This window comes from Thiorhodococcus minor (assembly GCF_010820565.1).
Lineage (GTDB): Bacteria > Pseudomonadota > Gammaproteobacteria > Chromatiales > Chromatiaceae > Thiorhodococcus > Thiorhodococcus minor.
On sequence record NZ_JAAIJQ010000051.1, the window covers coordinates 24,433 to 41,390 of the forward strand.

The window sequence follows — 16,958 nt, forward strand, 5'->3', positions numbered from 1 at the left end:
GAGTGGAGCGAGGACCGCTGTCTGTGTCCTCGTGGGTTGATTGGATTCGGATGGACAGAGCTGCTCGCCTCGGGTCTTCCTTCACGACCCAAGGGCGCCGCTAGTGTGCGACGGCGTACCGCGGTTCCTCTCCGAGCCTCGAGCTGAGACCCGAATGATCGCCGCCAAAGGAGGTGGCCGAGGCGCGGGGCTGCGCCTCTTGGTCCGGCGTCATTGCTCGCCGGATCTGATGGATCTGGCGGATCCGACACAGCAGCCGGATCCAAGGGAGCAGCTCGACATCGCGCTGACCTTGCGATTGGAGGTTGCCGCCACTCTGCTCAGCTCGACCGAAGATCCGGGCTCGACCACAAAGGAGCCTGATGTCCAAGCCCGAGCCTCTCCGCGCGGTCCGTAGAAGCCATCAAGTCTACAGCTCTGAGGTCGACTTATCCACAACCGAGCCCCGCCGAGCGCGCAGGCTAACGATTGACTTATCTAGCTAGATTGCGTAAATTTCCGGCCCTTTTCTGGCAAGGCTTTGTCGAGCCCTTCGCATCTCCCATCGATTCACTCTGGAGTACCCGTTCATGAAGCGCACTTTCCAACCTAGCCGCCTGAAGCGGGCTCGTACGCACGGCTTCCGTGCTCGTTGTGCAACGCGCAACGGCCGTAAGGTCATTGCCGCGCGTCGTTCCAAAGGTCGCGCACGCCTCGCACCCTGAGCCCCGCAGAGACAACCGGCCGTCCCAACCAGGGGCTCGACCGCGCCCTCAAGCTGACTCAACCGCGGGAGTTTCGGCGGGTTTTCGCCGAGCCAAGTCGTGCGGCGAAGCCCGGATATGTCTTGCTATACCGGCCAAACGGGCTCGAGACGGCAAGACTCGGCCTGGCGATCTCGAAAAAGTGCGCGCGGCGCGCCGTCGACCGCAATCGGCTGAAGCGGATCGCCCGCGAGAGCTTTCGGCGGAATCGCGAGCGCTTGCCTTGCGTCGACATCGTCGTGCTGTGCGCCCGTGGCGCAACGACAATGCCGAGTCGCCGGCTCTTCGATACGCTCGAGCAAGCCTGGGCCACAATCAGGAAATCAGCATGCGCCGACTCTTGATCGGGCTGATCAAGACTTACCAGTATCTGATCAGTCCGCTGCTCGGTCCCCATTGCCGCTTCTATCCTTCTTGCTCCCACTATGCCGTCGAGGCCATTGAGCGCCACGGCATCGCCTACGGGAGCTACCTAGCCGCGCGCCGCGTCCTGCGGTGCCATCCCTGGCATCCGGGTGGCGTCGACCCGGTTCCACACGAAAGGCAGAGAACGATTCATGGATAACCAGCGCTTGTTTCTGTTTCTCGCGCTTGCCGCGGTGCTGTTCCTGATCTACGAGGCTTGGATGCAAGACTACGGGCAGCCAATGACCCCGGCGTCGAGCATCGAGCAGACACAGGGCATGCCGAGCGCTCCGTCGGCAACACCCGAAACAGCGGGCGTTCCCACGGTCGCCACGACGCCGGATACGGTCGCATCCAGTGCGCTGTCGGCCGAGTCGACCGCGTCATCGACGCTTGCTCCGATCCAGGTCGAGACCGACGTCCTCAAGGTCGAGATCTCTCCGCGCGGCGGGACGATCGCCAGCGTTTGGCTACGCGACTACGCGGTCACGCCCGAGCAGCCGGAGCAAAAGTATCGGCTGATGAAGCCGGCTCCGCCGAACATGTTCATCACCCAGTCCGGTCTCTTGGGCGAGGATGCCTCCTTGCTGCCGACGCATGAGGGGATCTTCTCCAGCCCGCAGGCCAGCTACAGCCTTGGCGACGACGATTCCATGACGGTAATGCTCGTCTGGAAGAGCGACGCAGGTGTCGAGGTTACCAAGACCTATCGTTTCACCCGGGGCAGCTACCTCATCGAGGCAAAGCAGACCGTTACGAACGGGACGGATGTCCCACTGGTGGCCCGCGAGTACAGCCAGTTTCAACGCACCGAGCTTTACGACCCCAACGAGACCAAGTTCATCCACACCTTCACGGGCGGCGTCTACTACAGCCCGGAAGACAAGTACAAGAAGGTCTCTTTCGACGACATGACCGACGGCAAGCTGGACAAGACGGTCGTCGACGGCTGGATCTCCATGATGCAGCACTACTTCCTGGCGGCTTGGATCCCGCCGCGTGGCGTTGCCGAGACCTTCTACACCAACGTCCTCGGCGGCTCCCGCTACATCATCGGCAAATACACGCCTGCGGTCAGCATCGCCCCGGGCGCCGCCCACACCTTTTCCAATCAGCTCTTCATCGGTCCGAAGCTGCAGAAACGACTGGAAGAGATCGCGCCTGGCCTGGAGCTTGCTGTCGACTACGGCTGGCTGACCGTCATCGCCAAGCCCATCTTCTGGCTCCTGAGCTTCCTCCACTCTCTGATCGGGAACTGGGGCTGGGCCATCATCGTCCTGACCATTCTGATCAAGCTGGCCTTCTACAAGCTCTCGGAGACCAGCTATCGATCCATGGCGCACATGCGTCAGCTCACGCCTCGGCTTCAGGCGCTGAAGGATCGCTACGGAGATGACAAGCAGCGCCTGAATCAGGCCATGATGGAGCTCTACAAGACGGAGAAGATCAATCCGCTCGGCGGCTGTCTGCCGATCCTGATCCAGATCCCCGTCTTCATCGCCCTGTACTGGGTGCTGCTCGAGAGCGTCGAGATGCGGCAGGCGCCCTTCATGCTCTGGCTGGACAACCTCTCCGCGCCCGACCCCTACTATGTGCTGCCCTTGATCATGGGTGTCTCCATGTTCATCCAGCAGAAGCTCAATCCGCCGCCACCGGATCCGATGCAGGCGAAGATCTTCATGGCCCTGCCATTCGTCTTCACGGTCTTCTTCGCCTTCTTCCCGTCGGGCCTGGTGCTCTACTGGACGGTGAACAACGTCCTCTCGATTGCGCAGCAGTGGCATATCACCCGCAACCTCGAGAAGGAAACCGCTAAGCGCCGGCGATAGCCCGCAGCACCATGGGGGCGGATACCATTGCCGCAGTTGCCACGCCGCCGGGAGTCGGTGGCGTCGGCATCCTGAGGCTCAGTGGCCCGGGCATCCCTGAGATGGCTGCCGAGATCATCGGCAGGCTACCAGAGCCCCGCCACGCCACCTTTGTCCGCTTTCGCGCGGCCGACGGCGACTTCATCGACGAAGGCATCGCCCTCTTCTTCCCCGCCCCAGCCTCTTTCACCGGCGAGCATGTCCTGGAGCTTCAGGGCCATGGCGGACCCGTTGTCATGGACCTGCTGCTGCGCCGTTGTCTCGAGCTGGGTGCGCGCCTCGCAAGGCCGGGCGAGTTCAGCGAGCGTGCCTTCCTCAATGGCAAGCTCGATCTCGCGCAAGCCGAGGCGATCGCCGACCTCATCGAGGGCTCGACGGCACTCGCCGTCCGTCTGGCCGGCCGCAGCCTTCAGGGCGTCTTTTCCCTGCGCATCAATGCCTTGATCGCGCGTCTCATCGAGTTCCGAGTCTATGTCGAGGCGACCCTGGACTTCCCAGAAGAGGAGATCGACTTTCTCGCAGACTCGACCGTCCTCGACGACCTCAAAGCGCTGATCGATTCAACACGCGAGATCCTCGTCGAGGCGCACCATGGCCAGGTGATTCGCGAGGGCTTGGCCGTTGTAATCGCAGGCTCGCCCAATGTCGGGAAATCGAGCCTGCTGAATCGGCTCAGTGGAGACGAAACGGCCATCGTCACGGACATCCCAGGAACCACCCGTGATCTGCTGAAGATCGACGTCCAGGTCGACGGCCTGCCCATTCGGATCGTCGATACCGCCGGGATGCGCGACAGCCATGATCCCGTCGAGCAAGAGGGGGTCAGACGGGCGCGCGACGCCGTGCATCGCGCGGACCTGGTGCTCTGGGTCTATGACGCCAACCAGGGTCCTGACGAGGCGACTCCAGCCTCCTTCCCGCCGGACGTGCCCGTCACGCGCATCCGCAACAAGATCGACTTGCTCGGCGAGGAGCCCCGCATGACCGACCTTCCCGGCGGCCCGGAGATCGCCCTCTCCGTGCGGGACGACCAAGGCGTCGATCTCCTGCGGGCCCACCTCCGGGAGCGCGCTGGCCTCACCGCAAGCACCGAAGGTGCCTTCCTTGCACGCCGTCGCCACGTCGATGCCTTGACGCGTGGCCAGACGCATCTGGAGACCGCCCGTGCCAATCTGGTGGGGACGCTCGGACCGGAACTGGTTGCCGAGGAGCTTCAGCTCGCCCAGCAGGCCTTTGGAGAGATCACCGGTCAATTCTCCTCGGACGATCTCCTGGGCAGGATCTTTTCGAGCTTCTGTATCGGCAAGTGATGGCCGGCGCGGGAGGCACGCAAGAGCGCGCTCCCGTGCCGGAAGGCGATGCCGCCTCAATGCCTCGTCTTGGCTCCCAGAGCCGCATCCGCGCGCGTCCGGATCTCGGCGAGCCTTTGGCGATTCATCGCGACGCCGTTCTCATAGACGGTCTGCAGCGCCTCTCGCCAACCGGGCTCGATCGGCTCCTCGACGCGCTGCGTTCGCCAGGTCCCGAATTCCGGGTTGTGCAGCAGTGTCAGCCGCCCGGCCTTCGAGGCCTTCTGCGGATCCTCTCTCGGGCGCTTGAAGACATCCTGCCACTGCCCGTCGATGCGAATCGCGCAGGCCTTGAGGGCGAACTTCTGGGTGTCGCGGTCGAGACGCTGCAGCAAGGCACCGCCCATTCCGAAGGCAAGGTTTTCCGCGGAGAATCCCGCCCGCTCGACCTCCGCCAGGATCTCACCGATGGAGTCGTACTCGATCCCATCGCCCTGGATCACCCGCACATGCTCGAGCACCAGGTAGCCTTTGGCATTGGTGGTGGTGCCATAGCCCTGTGCGAGCTGCTGCAGGGTACGCCGTACCACGGTCGGCGGATGTCCCGAATCCGGGCGAATGACCACCGTAGCGCCGGACGCGATCACTTGCTGACGAAGCTCCCGATTCCAGAAGCCCACGGCGCGCTCCAGATCATAGGAGTCCGACACGACGGCGAGCAGACTCCTGGGGCGTGCGAAGCGATCCAGCATGTTGCGATAGGCATCGACCTCCCTTGGCTCACCCCAGGCCGTGATGGTCGAGTGCTCGGTGGCGGGAATGGAAAAGGCCGCCATCTCGGCGTCATAGTAGTCATTGGCCGCTACCACGCCCGCGACCGTGTCTGAGCCCTGGAAGCTCACCAAGTGCGCCGCCCCGCCAAGGGCTGCGGATTCGAAGGAGCTGACGCCGCGTGCGCCGAAGTCGTGCAGCATGAAGGGCAAGCCGTCCAGCGACTCCGAGGTGCGCTCCAAGTAGCCTCGGATCAGTTCCTTCACATGCCAGCTGATGGTCGCCACGGTCGTCGGATACCAGATCGCCCGGAGGATCGCCGTCTCGGCGAACTGCCCGATCCAGGGGATCCGTGGATCCGTGGATTCGATCGTCGCTAGGACCTGCCTCACGGGGACCAGGGAGCCCTCCGGCACCGCGCGAATGCGGATCGGCAACAGGCCTTGGTGCCGCTCCAGGATGTACTCCCAGCCCTCGCGATGAAACGGCGAGCCAGGCATGTGCCGGGCATAGAAGTCCGCGGCCTCCTCGATCATGTCCCGGGTGATCGGTCGGCTCAGGTACTCCTGGATGAACATTTGCAGCCCGAAGAAGAGGGTTCGCTCGAAGCGCCCGCCCCTGGACTCGACATAGCTGAAGACGGATTCCGTGCCTGGCGGGAACTGCGCATAGTGCGATTCCTTGTAGGAATCCGTATTGAGGATGAAATTCGACTGCAATCTGGACAGGGTGTGGATGGTCATGGGTCTCTCCCGTTCGATCCCGGAATCCCCGGGGCTGGGCCATCGGTGCGATGGCGGCTTTCGTGCGGCCCTCGGGCTCGCTCGGCCTCTCGTCTGTCAGATGCGTCCGAGCAAGTCCTGCACGATATGAAAATGGTCCTCGAACACCTGCGCCTCGAGCGACTGAAACTCGGCGAGCGAGGTCCAATGCGCCTTGCGGGCGTCGCTGCCGCCCTTGATCTTGGGCAGTGGGCCAGGTCTCAGCTCGATGAGGAAGGCATCCGTGATGGTCCGCCCGCGTAGCGAGCGCATGGGGTCGTCGTAGCGGGCGCGGGCGCGGATGCTTCCACGCAGCACCGGCTCCGGCACCTTGATACCCGTCTCTTCACGCAGCTCTCGGACGACCGCGTCCTCGATGCGCTCTTCGGCATCCAGGAAGCCTCCCGGGAGGGCGAGCAAGCCCTTGCCGGGGTGCGCACCGCGCTCGACCAGCAGGATATGCCCCGCTTGGATCACCACTGCGTCGACCGTCTGGAAGATCGGCGGATAGCGCAGGCCTTTGAACTGGGACTGGTAGCGCTGGATGAAGTCCCACTCGCTGCCTAGGGCCTTCCAGGCATCCGCGTGCGAGGCGATCCAGGCGCCGAGTGCCTCTCTCACGCCCGGTGGGATCGGTTGCTCAGCGAGCGTCCTTTCGAGATGCGCCTCAGGTGCTCCGAGCAGGGCATCGCGGATCTGCGTCGCCGAGAGGATGCTGACCTCCTCGACCGCACTGAATGCCCACTGCGGGAAGAGGTCGAGGTAGTCCGACGTCTGGTCCTTGCGATGGCCCACCAGGGTGATGGTTGCATCCTTCCCCGCAGTGGATTCGACGATGCCACGGACGGCCGCCTGTATCGCGGTTACCCACTGTGGGAGGTTGTACAGCCGGTCCGAAACGCCGGACACGACCACCCGATCGCGCAGTTCCGGAGGGATCGCCCCCTCGATCATCTCTCGTCGCTCCGCGTAGCTGAAGGGATCGCGAATGTTGCGCGGACGGTTGATGGATCCGACGAGCACGATGAGGTGCGAGGCGAGGCTCAGCGCCTGGGTGACGCAGGCGAGATGGCCATCATGGAACGGCTGGAAGCGGCCGATATAGACCGCGAAATCGTAGCGATTCATGGGAATCCCCCAAGAACGTCAGATGATGCTCAGCGTCTATCGGTGAGCAGGTGGGTCGAGAAACGCCACCTATCTTTAGCCTAGTCATGAGCGACCTTCTGAATCAACTGCCGTTTGTCGGCAGTCAGCACCGCCGAGCTCGCCACGGGATGATGCGGCCGCTCGCCAGGCACCGCCTTGATGACCGCCTTCCCGCGCAGTACCCTCGCGGGCTCCGGACGGATCCTCGCGGCCAATGGCGCGACCCTCCTGCTACCGCGGATCCCATCAGTTCTTCGACCCGAGACGACGCTTATGGCACAAGCCGGTATTCAGCCGCGGGCGCAGTCCCCGGCGGCGCACATCCGCGGGGTGGCTGATGCCGTCCGGCGGCGCGTCCTGGAGCACACCCTCAACAACAACGGCGGCTATCTGAGCCAGGCCTGCTCTTCTGCCGAGATCCTGGCGACCCTCTATCTGAGCGTCATGCGTCTCGGACCGAGCCAGGAGCCACTCGACCCGCGCCCTTTTGCAGGCGTTCCGAGCAGCGCCAATCCGGGCGCATTCACAGGTGCGGGCTACAATGGCACCAAGGCCCCCGAGCTGGATCGCTTCATTTTCTCGCCGGTTCACTACGCATTGGTGCTCTATTCGCTCCTGATCGAGCTCGACCGGCTTGGTCCGGATGCCTTGGACGACTTCAATCGAGACGGCAGCACCGTCGAGCTGATCGGCGCCGAGCATTCGCCAGGCCATGAGGTGACGGCCGGGTCGCTGGCCCAAGCTATCAGCCAGGCCGGCGGGATTGCCCTTGCCCGCCGCATGCGCGGCGAGACTGGGCGTGTCTGGGTGTTCATGTCGGACGGCGAGTTTCAAGAGGGTCAGACTTGGGAGGCCTTCGCCGCCCTCGCCTACCATCGTCTCGGTAATATCGGCATCTATGTCGACGCCAATGCCCAGCAGTGCGATGGCCCCATGGATGCCGTGATGGGCATCGAGCCCCTGGCCGAGCGCCTTTGTGCCTTCGGTGCCGAGGTCCACGAGGTCGACGGTCACGATCCAGTCGCCCTGGCCGCACCGGCCGACTCGGCCATCGAGCGGGACCGACCCTTGGTGGTGATCGCGCGAACCGACCCCTGCCGTGGTCTCGAGCAGCTGCGCGAGCGCGCGCCCAAGCTGCACTATGTCCGTTTCAAGAGCGACGCGGAATTTGCGACCTATCGCTCCTTGCTCGACAGCTTGCGTGCGGAGGCCTGCTGATGGAAAGCGTGCAACGTCCCCATCGCGAGAACCTGATTCGCTGGGCCGCGAGCCGGCCGGAGGTTCTGGTGCTGTCCGCCGACCTGACTTCGTCTTGCGAGGCGGACGGATTCCGCGATACCTATCCGGAGCGCTTCTTCTCCATGGGGATGGCGGAGCAGAACATGATGGGCTTCGCCGCTGGTCTCGCCCGCGAGGGATTCTTTCCCTACATCCACACCTTCGCGGTCTTTATCTGCCGTCGGCCTTTCGATCAGGTCGCCATGTCCATCGCCTATCCGAATCTCCCGGTCCGGCTCATTGGCTTCCTGCCAGGGATCACCACAGCGGGCGGTGTGACCCACCAGGCCATCGACGACATCGCGCTGATGCGCATCCTGCCGAACATGCGGATCCTGGAGTGCGGCGACGCCACAGATGTCGAGTCTGTCCTGGATGTCGCCCAGGACATCGACGGACCCGTCTATGTGCGTATGCTGCGCGGAGAGGTCCCCAGGCTCTTCGATCCGAGCGAGCCCCTGCGCTTCAATCGCGCCCGCGTCCTGACTCAAGGCGCGGAGGTTCTGGTGCTCTCCACGGGTATCTGCACCGAGGAGGCCGTGCGGGCGACCCAGGCCCTGCGGACGCGCGGGCTGGATGTCGGCCACTTGCACGTCTCCACGCTCAAGCCCTTCGACGATCCGACCGTCCTCGAAGCCATCGCCAAGGCCAAGCGCGGCGTCATCACCATGGAGAACCACAGCGTCATTGGCGGTCTCGGCTCGGCGGTCGCGGAGCTGATGGCGGAGCGCGGACTGGGTGTGCGCCTCCTGCGCATCGGCCTTCAGGATACCTACGCGCATGGCGCGAGCCGCCAGTATCTGATGCGCGAATATGGCCTGGATGCCATGGCCCTCGTCCGCGCCGTCGCATCCTTGATCGGTCAGCCCCTGGCGCTCACCGAGGACGACCTCGCCGCTGTCCGACTCGAGACCATGCGCCAGGTGGACAAGACCGAAGACCTCTAGCGCCGATCCCTCTGAGCCCGACGCATCCAGTCGGGCTCATGGTCCGCATGCGCGGCTGCCCATCACCCTTGCCGGAATTCGAGCATGACCCAGCCATCGGCCTTATCCCTCGGCGGCGAGCGCTTCAGCGCGCTCTATCACATCCGGTCGTCAGCGGCCGAGCTGGAGGCGCGCGCTCGCGATATCTGTGTCGAGCAGACCGTGGAGTTCCCTGAAGCCCTGATCACCAGCACGGCGATTCGCGATCAGATCATCGGCCAGATCGAATCGGTCGAGGAGATCGGCCCGGAGCGATTCGCCGTTCGGATCAGCTATCCCATCGAGGCCGCCGGTCGTGAGCTCACTCAGCTGATCAACGTCCTCTTCGGCAACATCAGCATCAAGCCGGGCATTCGCCTGATGCGCCTCGATCTGCCCGAGTCCCTGGGGCAGGAATACCCCGGACCAAGGTTTGGCCAGCAAGGACTTCGGACCCTGCTCGGCGTCCAGGATCGCCCCTTGCTCTGCACCGCCCTCAAGCCCATGGGACTCTCGCCGGCCGAGCTGGCCGAGCTGGCCTACCGGCTTGCGCTCGGCGGCATCGATCTCATCAAGGACGATCACGGTCTTACCGACCAAGGCTTCTGTCCCTTCGAGGAGCGCGTCCGGCGCTGTGCCGATGCCGTGGCCCGCGCCAATGCGCAGACAGGTCGGCACTGTCTCTATCTGCCGAACGTCTCCGCACCAGCCGGCGAGATCGATTCCCGTGCCCACTTCGCCAAGGACGCCGGCGCCGGTGGCTATCTCTTCTGTCCCGGGCTGTGCGGCCTTGATGCCATGCGCCGCCTTGCCGACGACGACGGCCTCGGTCTACCGATCCTCGCTCACCCGGCCTTTCAAGGGAGCTATTGCCTCAGCGCGGACTCAGGGGCCGCGCACGGCGTTCTCTACGGGCAGCTCAATCGGTTGGGCGGCGCGGACGCGACCATCTTTCCGAACTGGGGTGGGCGCTTCTCCTACACCGAGGACGAGTGCCTGGACATCGTTGACGGTGCGACGCGAGAGATGGGGCGTATCGCGCCCATCTTTCCCGTGCCGGCTGGTGGCATGCGCTTGGAGCGTGTCTCCGAGATGATCGACTTCTACGGGCCCGAGGTGATCTTGCTGATCGGCGGAGACCTTCACGCTCAGGGAGGTGATCTCGTCGCGAGCTGCCGCCGCTTCGAGACGCTCGCGCGTCAGTCCTCTTCGGCGATCGGCGGCATCCGGTCCATGAAGTAGAGCATGACGACCAAGACGACACTGGATGCGGCCATGAGGTGCGGCCCGAACAGCCAGAAGACGAGCGGAACCGCCAGGTAGTAGGCACGCATCCCCGTGCTGTAGAAGGACCCGGCGCGGTTCAGATGGGCGGCTACCTTCTCTGGGCTGACCGCGGAGGGGCGCAGCTTCGGCGGCAGGCTGACCTGAAATCCGACATGGTTGTAGAGCCTCACGGACATGGCGAAGCTGAAGAAGGCGATCAGCAGGTCGGCGAGCAAGACGATCAGCTTCAGCTCCCAGAGCCCCGGATGCCGCGAGCCGAAGAGATTCAGGGCATGCCAGTTGTGCGCGATCTCGTCCGCCTGGCCGGTCAGACTGAGCACGCCCATGCTGAGAATCACGGAGGTCGAGGCGAAGAAGGTGGCGGCCATGGTCGAGTTGCGGAGCGTCTGCACGCCGAGGATCGCGTGACTGGGATCGGCCATGATGTTCTGCACCCAGCTCCGCCTGGCCTTGCGATTGACGCTCTGCACGGTGAAGTTGGGATTCTGGCGAACGCGGATCGCCAGGAAGAGGTGGTAGGCGACCAGGATGGAAACGCCGATCCCGAGCCAGATGAGGTCACCGCCGTACTCTTGCCACCAGTCTCGCATCAGGTCGCCTCTCCGAGCTTCTCAGTGCTGGCAGCGCGGGCAATAGAAGCTCGAGCGCTGCCCGATCCTTCGCTGGCGGATCGGCTCGCCGCATTGCTTGCAGGCCTCTCCCTCCCGTCCGTAAACCCGCAGCGACTGGGCGAAATAGCCGGGCTGACCGTCCTCCTGGACGAAGTCCCGCAGCGTCGTGCCACCCTGGGTGATGGAGTCGGCGAGCACGCGCCGGATGGTCCCGGCAAGCCGGCGGTAGCGCTCGCGGCCGACCCGGCCACAGAGTCGCGCCGGATGGATCCCGGCCAGGAAGAGCGATTCGTTGGCATAGATGTTCCCCACTCCCACCACCACAGAGGCGTCCATGATGAAGGACTTGATCGCGACGCGCCTTCCCCGGCTCGCGCCGTAGAGGTAGTCGCCATCGAATCGCTCGCCAAGCGGCTCGGGCCCGAGGTGGCTCAGCAAGGGATGTTGCCGCTCGGCGATCTCGGGCGGCTCCGGGGTCCACAGGAAGATCCCGAATCTGCGTGGGTCGTGGAATCTCAGACAGCGCTGGTCGGTCAAGACCAGGTCCAGATGATCGTGACGGCGTGGCGGGCTGGACGTCGGCACCACGCGCAGGCTTCCCGACATCCCGAGATGGACGATCAGCGTGCCTCGCTCCAGCCCGATCAGGATGTACTTGCTGCGTCGCGACAGCGCCCGGATCCGCTGACCCTCGACGAGATCCGCCGTCTCCGGGGCGATCGGCACGCGCAGTCGGGGCTCGCGCACCTGGAGTCTCTGAACACGCTCGCCCTCGAGATGGGGCCGGATCCCTCGCAGGGTGGTCTCGACCTCAGGCAGCTCCGGCATCGACTGGACTAGAAAGCGCCTGCGGGCGCTTGAGTCTCTCCGGCCGACGGATCCGGGGCGAAGGGATCGACGCCGAATCCGTAGGGATTCGCGCTCTCGCTCTGCGGCAAGCCGCGTGGCTGGCGAGGCACCTCGGGAGAGACCGGGATCTCCCTGCCATCCGGCGTGAGCTTGAACACTGGAGGCTCGCTCAGTGGGGCATTCCCTGGAAGGATCCGCTCCGGATCGTCCCCGAATGGCTGGTAGGGCACCCGCTCGGTTGGCACGGGTCCGAAGGGGTCGGCCACGATCTCATCGGCTGACGGCTGGGGCATGGGCTCGGCGATGGGTGTCTGCTCGGCCGGCGTGGCGACGGGCGTGGCCGCCGGCATTGGCTGCGGCGCGGCAGGCTCGGGCGGCGTCGGATCGACCGCGCTCGGATCCAGATCGAGCTCCGGCGGGTCCGTCAGTACATAGAGCAGCCGTTGGTCCCTGCGCGCCCAACGGCGCCGATCTCCTGAGACGACGAATCGCAGCGTCGAGCCGTCGCCCATCTTGAGCGCGACCGGCACGCCGCTCGGTGTTTCCGCCAAGGGCTCGACGCGCTCCGCGACTAGGGCGTTGAGCGCCGTGACGCTGTCTGTCGTCAATGCTACCCCGTCGAGTCGACCGAAGACCGGGTTGAAGTCGCGGGGTAGGAGCCTGGTCGAGACGTAGTCGATCGGCGGTGCGATCAGAAGATGATAGAACCGATCCGTGATGAGATGGACGAGTCCGTCCGAGGCGACGTAGCGCGACTGACCGACCGGATCGATGCCGCCGATGGCGATTTCCACGGAGTCGAGCTTGAGCTCGAGCCTGGGCGGCGCGAGCTTGAGCTCATCGAGCGCTGCGGCCGTTTCCGGAAAGCTGCGGATCACCTGTGTGTCGAGGATCTCGAGCAGCTTGGCGACCTGCCCATCCTCGGCGTCGACCTGCATCGGCGCTTCCATCTTCCATCCCAGGAGGTCCTGAGTGAGGACGATGGTCGGCTCACCTTCGCGCGCGATCCGCGCCTGATACAGATCCTCGGCCGCGAGGTCGGTCAATTTGGAGACGGATCGCCCGGCGTTGATCTCGCTGCGCATCAGCATGGCGAGCACGGCCAGGGTGACCAATAGGACCAGGTTGATCAGCCAACGCTGTTTCACTGCTCCCTCCAACGATACCAGCGCACCAGGAGCCCGCCGACCAGGAAGACGGCCGGGAGGATCATGAGGCTCCAGACGCCGACCAGGGTCCGGCGGGTCCTGGTCATCTCCAGTGCCTCCACGGCGCCAGGCTCGGGCGGAAGCTCCACCAGGTCCTCGTCCGAGCTCAGCCAGCGCAGGAGCTGGATCCCGAGCACCGTGTTGCCATAGCTGCCGATCTGAGCATTGCTCAGGAAGTCGCCGTCGCCGGCCACCACCACCCGCTGCACCCGATCGGTCTCCGGCAGGGCTCGTGTCAACGCCAGGACCACGGGCAAGGGGCCCGCCAGCTCGCCGACGATCTCGTCCCGATCGATCTTGCCGACAACTGTGCCTGTCTCGTTCCAGCTCTTATCGCCTGTCGCCAAGAAGGTGGCGAGGCTCCAGCTCGGCGCGATCGTCGGATCGAAGGCCAATGCGCCAGGCAGGAGCGCCGGCTTCGAGAGCCCCTCCGTCAGGGCATGGCTCGGGTAGTCCGAGATTACGGCAATCGCCGGTGTGGCTGCGCCAAAACGCGCCGCCGCGGCGTCCACGACTACGCCCGGCAGAGGCTGGATTCCCATCAGCTCGGCGAGCGGCTCCAAGCCATTCGGCTCACCAGGATCCATGAGCCAAAGCAGATTTCCGCCGCGATCCAGAAAGCGCATCAGCGCCTCGACCTCGCCCTCGAAGAGCGGGAGCTGGGGATTGCTCAGGATCACCAGCCGAGTGTTGTCCGGCACGTCCGGGATACGCGCGAGGTCGAGCGGACGCGCCAGGAAGCCCTGGTCCCTGAGCGCATTGCCAAGTCGCCCCAGGTCCGCTCCCTGCTGGCCCTCGATCGCGCGCTCCCCATGGCCCTCGATGACGGCGACCCAGGGGCTTCGGGTCTCCGTGAGTCGCAGGATCGCGGCGGAGATGGACCGCTCGCCGATCTCCTTCAAGGTTTCGCGCCGGCCACGATATTCGAGCAGGATCTGACCCAATAGAGAGACATCGGCGTCGCGCGCCTGCTCTGGGAAGAGCTGCGGATCGCGATAGAGGATCTCCAGATCCGGAAGTGCTTGTGTATAGCGCGCCAAGAGTCGCCCGATCGCCTTGGCCAAGGGCGCCTGCGGATCGGCGAAGACGGTGACCCGCAAGGGTGCCTCCAGCCGCTCCACGATCTCTAGGCTCTGCGGCGAGAGCGTATTGGCGGCCGCTCGGGTCCAGTCCCAATAGCGGTCGTGGCGTGCAGTCAGCCAGCCGGATGTGACGACCACGGCCAGCAGCAGCAGTGCGAAGAGCGCATCGACCAGCGGTCGCTCCAACCGATGCAGCTGATCCCGAAGCTGATCCAAGAATTCCTTCATTGCAGGCGGCGGTTGCTGAGGCGTCGATGCGTCAGGGCGAGGAAGAAGAGCGTGAAGATTAAGAAGTAGCTGAGATCGCTGAGACGCACCATGCCCATGAGCAGCCAGAAGAGGTGCTCGTTCCAGGAGAGCCAGCCGAACAGCGACAGGTCTTGAGTCGCAAGCGTCGCGTCCGCCCGCCCGATGATGGAGAAGAGCAGCAAGAGTCCGAAGGCGGCCAGCACCGCCGCGCCAGGCTGGGACGTCAGGCTGGATGCGTAGAGTCCGATGGCGCAGAACATCATGGCCGCGAGCCAAAGCCCGAGCGTCGCCGCGGCGAGCTGGCCGAAGTCGAGAGGGGTGACACCGCTGAGGATAAGCACGTTCGCGGTGGGAAGCAGACAGAGTGGCGTGATGAGCACCGCAAGCCCGAGCATCTTGCCGATCACCACCTGTCCGAGCCGGACCGGCGCAGCGGCGATGAGATCGAAGCTGCCGTCCCGCAGCTCGCCACTCAGCATACGCATCGCCAGCAGGGGCGCCGCCAGCATGGCGACGATGGCGGCGAAGGCGAAGAGGTTCATGGTCAGCTCTTGCGTCAGCGCGGCCATCCGCTCATCGGCGCCGAGCCCGGTGAAGTCTTCGATAACCTGAAGAAAGATCCAGGCCAGCACGATCTGCCCCACGCCCAGGAGCACCCAGAGCAGGGGCGTGACGACCCCGGCCCTTACCTCGCGTCCGGCGATGGCCGCGATCATGTCGTCTCCTCCACGCCGATGAGGTCGAAGAAGACCCGCTCGAGGTCGCTGCGCTCGGGGACCAGCTCCAAGAGGTCGAGCCCGTCTTCCACAATGGCGCGGGCCAAATCCGCCGAGCCGGCCTCTTCGAAGAGATCGATCTGGAAGCCCTCGGCGCCGATCGCGACGGCCCCGGCCACGGGTGGCAGATCTGCGAGCCGCTCGGCATTGGCCTGACCGCCGAGCTTGACCCGCCAGACATTGCCCGGCTGGTTGTCGGCCAGGTCGGCGTCGAGCTGAACCCTTCCCTCGTGCAGGATCACCACGCGGTCGCAGACCGCCTGGACCTCGGGCAGCAGGTGGCTGGAAAGGATGATGCCGCAGTTCTCCGCCAGCTCGCGGATGAGTCCGCGCAGCTCGCGCATCTGGAAGGGGTCGAGGCCCTCGGTAGGCTCGTCCAGGATGAGGACGCGCGGCTTATGTAGGATGGCTTGCGCGATGCCCAGACGCTGCCGGTATCCCTTCGACAGCTTGGCGATCAGACGCCCTCCACTGTTCGACAATCCGCAGCGATCTTTCGCGGCGAAAACGGCCTCGTCGATCTCGCGTTTGGGAGTCCGTCGCAAGCGTGCGCAATAGGTCAGATATTCGTCGACGCGCAGCTCCGGATGAACCGGTGGCCGCTCGGGCAGATAGCCGAGGGCGGCCTTGGCGCGAATCGGATCCCTCGCGAGATCCATGCCTTCGATCTCGATGCGGCCCGTCGTCGGCGCCAAAAGGCCACTCAAGAGTCGCAGACAGGTCGTCTTGCCCGCGCCATTGGGTCCGAGCAGACCCAGGACCTCTCCCTTTTGGAGGCACAGATTCACGTCGGACAGCACCAGCTGGCGTCCGAACCTTCGGCTGAGATCTGTCACGCGAACGAGTGTGTCCATGGAGGCGGGAAGATAACCCCTCTCGATCCTCTTGCCAAACGCCTTCTCGGGAATGCTCTAGCGGGTGCTGTCCACCGATCGGGGGGCACCTTCGGGCGCTGCCGGCCGGGCGTCGCTCCGATGACGCCACGGCCGCGCGCTCAGGTGCGTGTCGGTCTATTTCTCCTTGGCCGCTTCAGGTGCCTTGGGTGCGGGTGCCGCGGTCTGTGGGATGTAGAGGCTCGGCCAGCCAAGCCCGTAATGCGAACCGCCCCAGTAGAGAGGGTGGCCCCAATGGCGATAGCGGTGCCAGAGATAGGGCCGCCGCCACAGCCAGGGCCTGTGGTGCAAGTAGCCAGGACCGCCCCAGTAGCCTGGATAGCCGCCCCAATAGCCGGGGCCCCACCAGCCAGGACCGCCCCAGCCACCCCAGCCGCCACCAAAGCCGAAGCTGAACCCACCGCCGAAGAAGCCGAAGAAGGCCTGTGACTGCATCGGGATGGCCAGTAGCAGCGTCGCGAGGAACGCGGATGCGAAGACATGTGACCGTTTCATTGCACACCTCCTCCGGGACCTACACTGAATCCCACGGGAGTATGGGACCAGGGTCCCTTGCTTTTAGTTTAGTAAATAAACAAAGACTGATTTGCCTTGGTCACATTGAAATTTCCGACGGCAACGATGAGCTGCGAAGGGCATGAAGCCCGCTAAGTCGCCCAACGATCCGACTTGCGGTTCGAGCCTTGATCATCAGTTGGTTGCGCCAGGCAAAGCCTGGAAGGAGAGGAAGATAGCGGACGGATAAGCGAATCGGAAACTCCTTGTTGCGGCCCA

At 64.6% G+C, this 16,958-nt stretch carries 19 protein-coding genes; 9 read left to right on the forward strand and 10 right to left on the reverse strand.

Annotated features, from left to right (window positions below; translation table 11 throughout):
- Positions 1-154 precede the first annotated feature (154 nt).
- The 6 genes from G3446_RS16370 to mnmE all read left to right on the forward strand — a co-directional run bounded on the left by G3446_RS16370 (position 155) and on the right by mnmE (position 4,326).
- A complete protein-coding gene (locus G3446_RS16370; RefSeq protein WP_164453905.1) occupies positions 155-397 on the forward strand; it encodes a hypothetical protein in 243 nt (80 codons plus the stop codon).
- Between the two features lie 172 nt (positions 398-569).
- Entirely contained in the window at positions 570-704 is a 135-nt protein-coding gene (rpmH, locus tag G3446_RS16375) for a 50S ribosomal protein L34 (RefSeq protein ID WP_164453906.1), read from the forward strand.
- Positions 701-1,087 (forward strand): ribonuclease P protein component, encoded by a 387-nt coding sequence (gene rnpA / locus G3446_RS16380; RefSeq protein ID WP_164453922.1) that lies wholly within the window; start codon positions 701-703, stop codon positions 1,085-1,087. The genes rpmH and rnpA overlap by 4 nt, the downstream gene beginning before the upstream one ends.
- Entirely contained in the window at positions 1,072-1,308 is a 237-nt protein-coding gene (yidD, locus tag G3446_RS16385) for a membrane protein insertion efficiency factor YidD (RefSeq protein WP_164453907.1), read from the forward strand. The genes rnpA and yidD overlap by 16 nt, the downstream gene beginning before the upstream one ends.
- Positions 1,301-2,977: a membrane protein insertase YidC gene (gene yidC, locus G3446_RS16390; protein ID WP_164453908.1), complete on the forward strand. Its 1,677-nt coding sequence runs from the start codon at positions 1,301-1,303 to the stop codon at positions 2,975-2,977. Before yidD ends, yidC begins: the two co-directional genes overlap by 8 nt.
- Before the next feature lie 11 nt (positions 2,978-2,988).
- Positions 2,989-4,326, forward strand: coding sequence for a tRNA uridine-5-carboxymethylaminomethyl(34) synthesis GTPase MnmE (mnmE, locus tag G3446_RS16395; protein ID WP_164453909.1), 1,338 nt, complete (start codon positions 2,989-2,991; stop codon positions 4,324-4,326).
- Positions 4,327-4,382: 56 nt separating this feature from the next.
- Here mnmE and G3446_RS16400 read toward each other — a convergent pair whose 3' ends face one another.
- From G3446_RS16400 to G3446_RS16410, 3 genes are all read right to left on the reverse strand, one after another.
- Entirely contained in the window at positions 4,383-5,819 is a 1,437-nt protein-coding gene (locus G3446_RS16400) for a nicotinate phosphoribosyltransferase (RefSeq protein WP_164453910.1), read from the reverse strand.
- Positions 5,820-5,915: 96 nt separating this feature from the next.
- Positions 5,916-6,965, reverse strand: coding sequence for a bifunctional nicotinamide-nucleotide adenylyltransferase/Nudix hydroxylase (locus G3446_RS16405; protein WP_164453911.1), 1,050 nt, complete (start codon positions 6,963-6,965; stop codon positions 5,916-5,918).
- A gap of 80 nt (positions 6,966-7,045) precedes the next feature.
- Entirely contained in the window at positions 7,046-7,201 is a 156-nt protein-coding gene (locus G3446_RS16410) for a hypothetical protein (protein ID WP_164453912.1), read from the reverse strand.
- A gap of 58 nt (positions 7,202-7,259) precedes the next feature.
- On the opposite strand from G3446_RS16410, the gene G3446_RS16415 reads away from it, so the two are divergent.
- From G3446_RS16415 to G3446_RS16425, 3 genes are all read left to right on the forward strand, one after another.
- Positions 7,260-8,204: a transketolase gene (locus G3446_RS16415; protein ID WP_164453913.1), complete on the forward strand. Its 945-nt coding sequence runs from the start codon at positions 7,260-7,262 to the stop codon at positions 8,202-8,204.
- Complete coding sequence (locus G3446_RS16420; RefSeq protein ID WP_209262471.1) at positions 8,204-9,211, forward strand: transketolase family protein; 1,008 nt, start codon at positions 8,204-8,206, stop codon at positions 9,209-9,211. Before G3446_RS16415 ends, G3446_RS16420 begins: the two co-directional genes overlap by 1 nt.
- Before the next feature lie 84 nt (positions 9,212-9,295).
- The gene (locus G3446_RS16425) at positions 9,296-10,471 is read left to right on the forward strand and encodes a RuBisCO large subunit C-terminal-like domain-containing protein (protein ID WP_164453914.1); all 1,176 of its coding nucleotides are present in this window, start codon (positions 9,296-9,298) and stop codon (positions 10,469-10,471) included.
- Here the strand turns inward: G3446_RS16425 and G3446_RS16430 are convergent.
- The 7 genes from G3446_RS16430 to G3446_RS16460 form a co-directional block, all read right to left on the reverse strand.
- Complete coding sequence (locus G3446_RS16430) at positions 10,429-11,106, reverse strand: DUF599 domain-containing protein (protein WP_164453915.1); 678 nt, start codon at positions 11,104-11,106, stop codon at positions 10,429-10,431. The genes G3446_RS16425 and G3446_RS16430 overlap by 43 nt on opposite strands.
- A 21-nt stretch (positions 11,107-11,127) precedes the next feature.
- Positions 11,128-11,955: a bifunctional DNA-formamidopyrimidine glycosylase/DNA-(apurinic or apyrimidinic site) lyase gene (mutM, locus tag G3446_RS16435; protein WP_164453916.1), complete on the reverse strand. Its 828-nt coding sequence runs from the start codon at positions 11,953-11,955 to the stop codon at positions 11,128-11,130.
- An 8-nt stretch (positions 11,956-11,963) separates the two neighbouring features.
- Entirely contained in the window at positions 11,964-13,124 is a 1,161-nt protein-coding gene (locus G3446_RS16440) for a DUF4340 domain-containing protein (RefSeq protein ID WP_164453917.1), read from the reverse strand.
- Entirely contained in the window at positions 13,121-14,494 is a 1,374-nt protein-coding gene (locus tag G3446_RS16445) for a GldG family protein (protein ID WP_164453918.1), read from the reverse strand. Before G3446_RS16445 ends, G3446_RS16440 begins: the two co-directional genes overlap by 4 nt.
- Positions 14,491-15,231, reverse strand: coding sequence for an ABC transporter permease (locus tag G3446_RS16450; RefSeq protein WP_164453919.1), 741 nt, complete (start codon positions 15,229-15,231; stop codon positions 14,491-14,493). Before G3446_RS16450 ends, G3446_RS16445 begins: the two co-directional genes overlap by 4 nt.
- Positions 15,228-16,127, reverse strand: a complete 900-nt coding sequence (locus G3446_RS16455; RefSeq protein ID WP_342450141.1) for an ABC transporter ATP-binding protein — start codon at positions 16,125-16,127, stop codon at positions 15,228-15,230. The genes G3446_RS16450 and G3446_RS16455 overlap by 4 nt, the downstream gene beginning before the upstream one ends.
- A gap of 174 nt (positions 16,128-16,301) precedes the next feature.
- Positions 16,302-16,679, reverse strand: a complete 378-nt coding sequence (locus tag G3446_RS16460; protein WP_164453885.1) for a hypothetical protein — start codon at positions 16,677-16,679, stop codon at positions 16,302-16,304.
- Positions 16,680-16,958: the final 279 nt, after the last annotated feature.

What these genes read in the sequence shown, in the direction of transcription:
- G3446_RS16370 (WP_164453905.1), top strand. Translation starts at nt 155, where the DNA reads ATGATCGCCGCCAAAGGAGGTGGCCGAGGCGCGGGGCTGCGCCTCTTG.
- rpmH (WP_164453906.1), top strand. Translation starts at nt 570, where the DNA reads ATGAAGCGCACTTTCCAACCTAGCCGCCTGAAGCGGGCTCGTACGCAC.
- yidD (WP_164453907.1), top strand. Translation starts at nt 1,072, where the DNA reads ATGCGCCGACTCTTGATCGGGCTGATCAAGACTTACCAGTATCTGATC.
- yidC (WP_164453908.1), top strand. Translation starts at nt 1,301, where the DNA reads ATGGATAACCAGCGCTTGTTTCTGTTTCTCGCGCTTGCCGCGGTGCTG.
- mnmE (WP_164453909.1), top strand. Translation starts at nt 2,989, where the DNA reads ATGGGGGCGGATACCATTGCCGCAGTTGCCACGCCGCCGGGAGTCGGT.
- G3446_RS16400 (WP_164453910.1), bottom strand. Translation starts at nt 5,819, where the DNA reads ATGACCATCCACACCCTGTCCAGATTGCAGTCGAATTTCATCCTCAAT.
- G3446_RS16405 (WP_164453911.1), bottom strand. Translation starts at nt 6,965, where the DNA reads ATGAATCGCTACGATTTCGCGGTCTATATCGGCCGCTTCCAGCCGTTC.
- G3446_RS16415 (WP_164453913.1), top strand. Translation starts at nt 7,260, where the DNA reads ATGGCACAAGCCGGTATTCAGCCGCGGGCGCAGTCCCCGGCGGCGCAC.
- G3446_RS16420 (WP_209262471.1), top strand. Translation starts at nt 8,204, where the DNA reads ATGGAAAGCGTGCAACGTCCCCATCGCGAGAACCTGATTCGCTGGGCC.
- G3446_RS16425 (WP_164453914.1), top strand. Translation starts at nt 9,296, where the DNA reads ATGACCCAGCCATCGGCCTTATCCCTCGGCGGCGAGCGCTTCAGCGCG.
- G3446_RS16430 (WP_164453915.1), bottom strand. Translation starts at nt 11,106, where the DNA reads ATGCGAGACTGGTGGCAAGAGTACGGCGGTGACCTCATCTGGCTCGGG.
- mutM (WP_164453916.1), bottom strand. Translation starts at nt 11,955, where the DNA reads ATGCCGGAGCTGCCTGAGGTCGAGACCACCCTGCGAGGGATCCGGCCC.
- G3446_RS16445 (WP_164453918.1), bottom strand. Translation starts at nt 14,494, where the DNA reads ATGAAGGAATTCTTGGATCAGCTTCGGGATCAGCTGCATCGGTTGGAG.
- G3446_RS16450 (WP_164453919.1), bottom strand. Translation starts at nt 15,231, where the DNA reads ATGATCGCGGCCATCGCCGGACGCGAGGTAAGGGCCGGGGTCGTCACG.
- G3446_RS16460 (WP_164453885.1), bottom strand. Translation starts at nt 16,679, where the DNA reads ATGAAACGGTCACATGTCTTCGCATCCGCGTTCCTCGCGACGCTGCTA.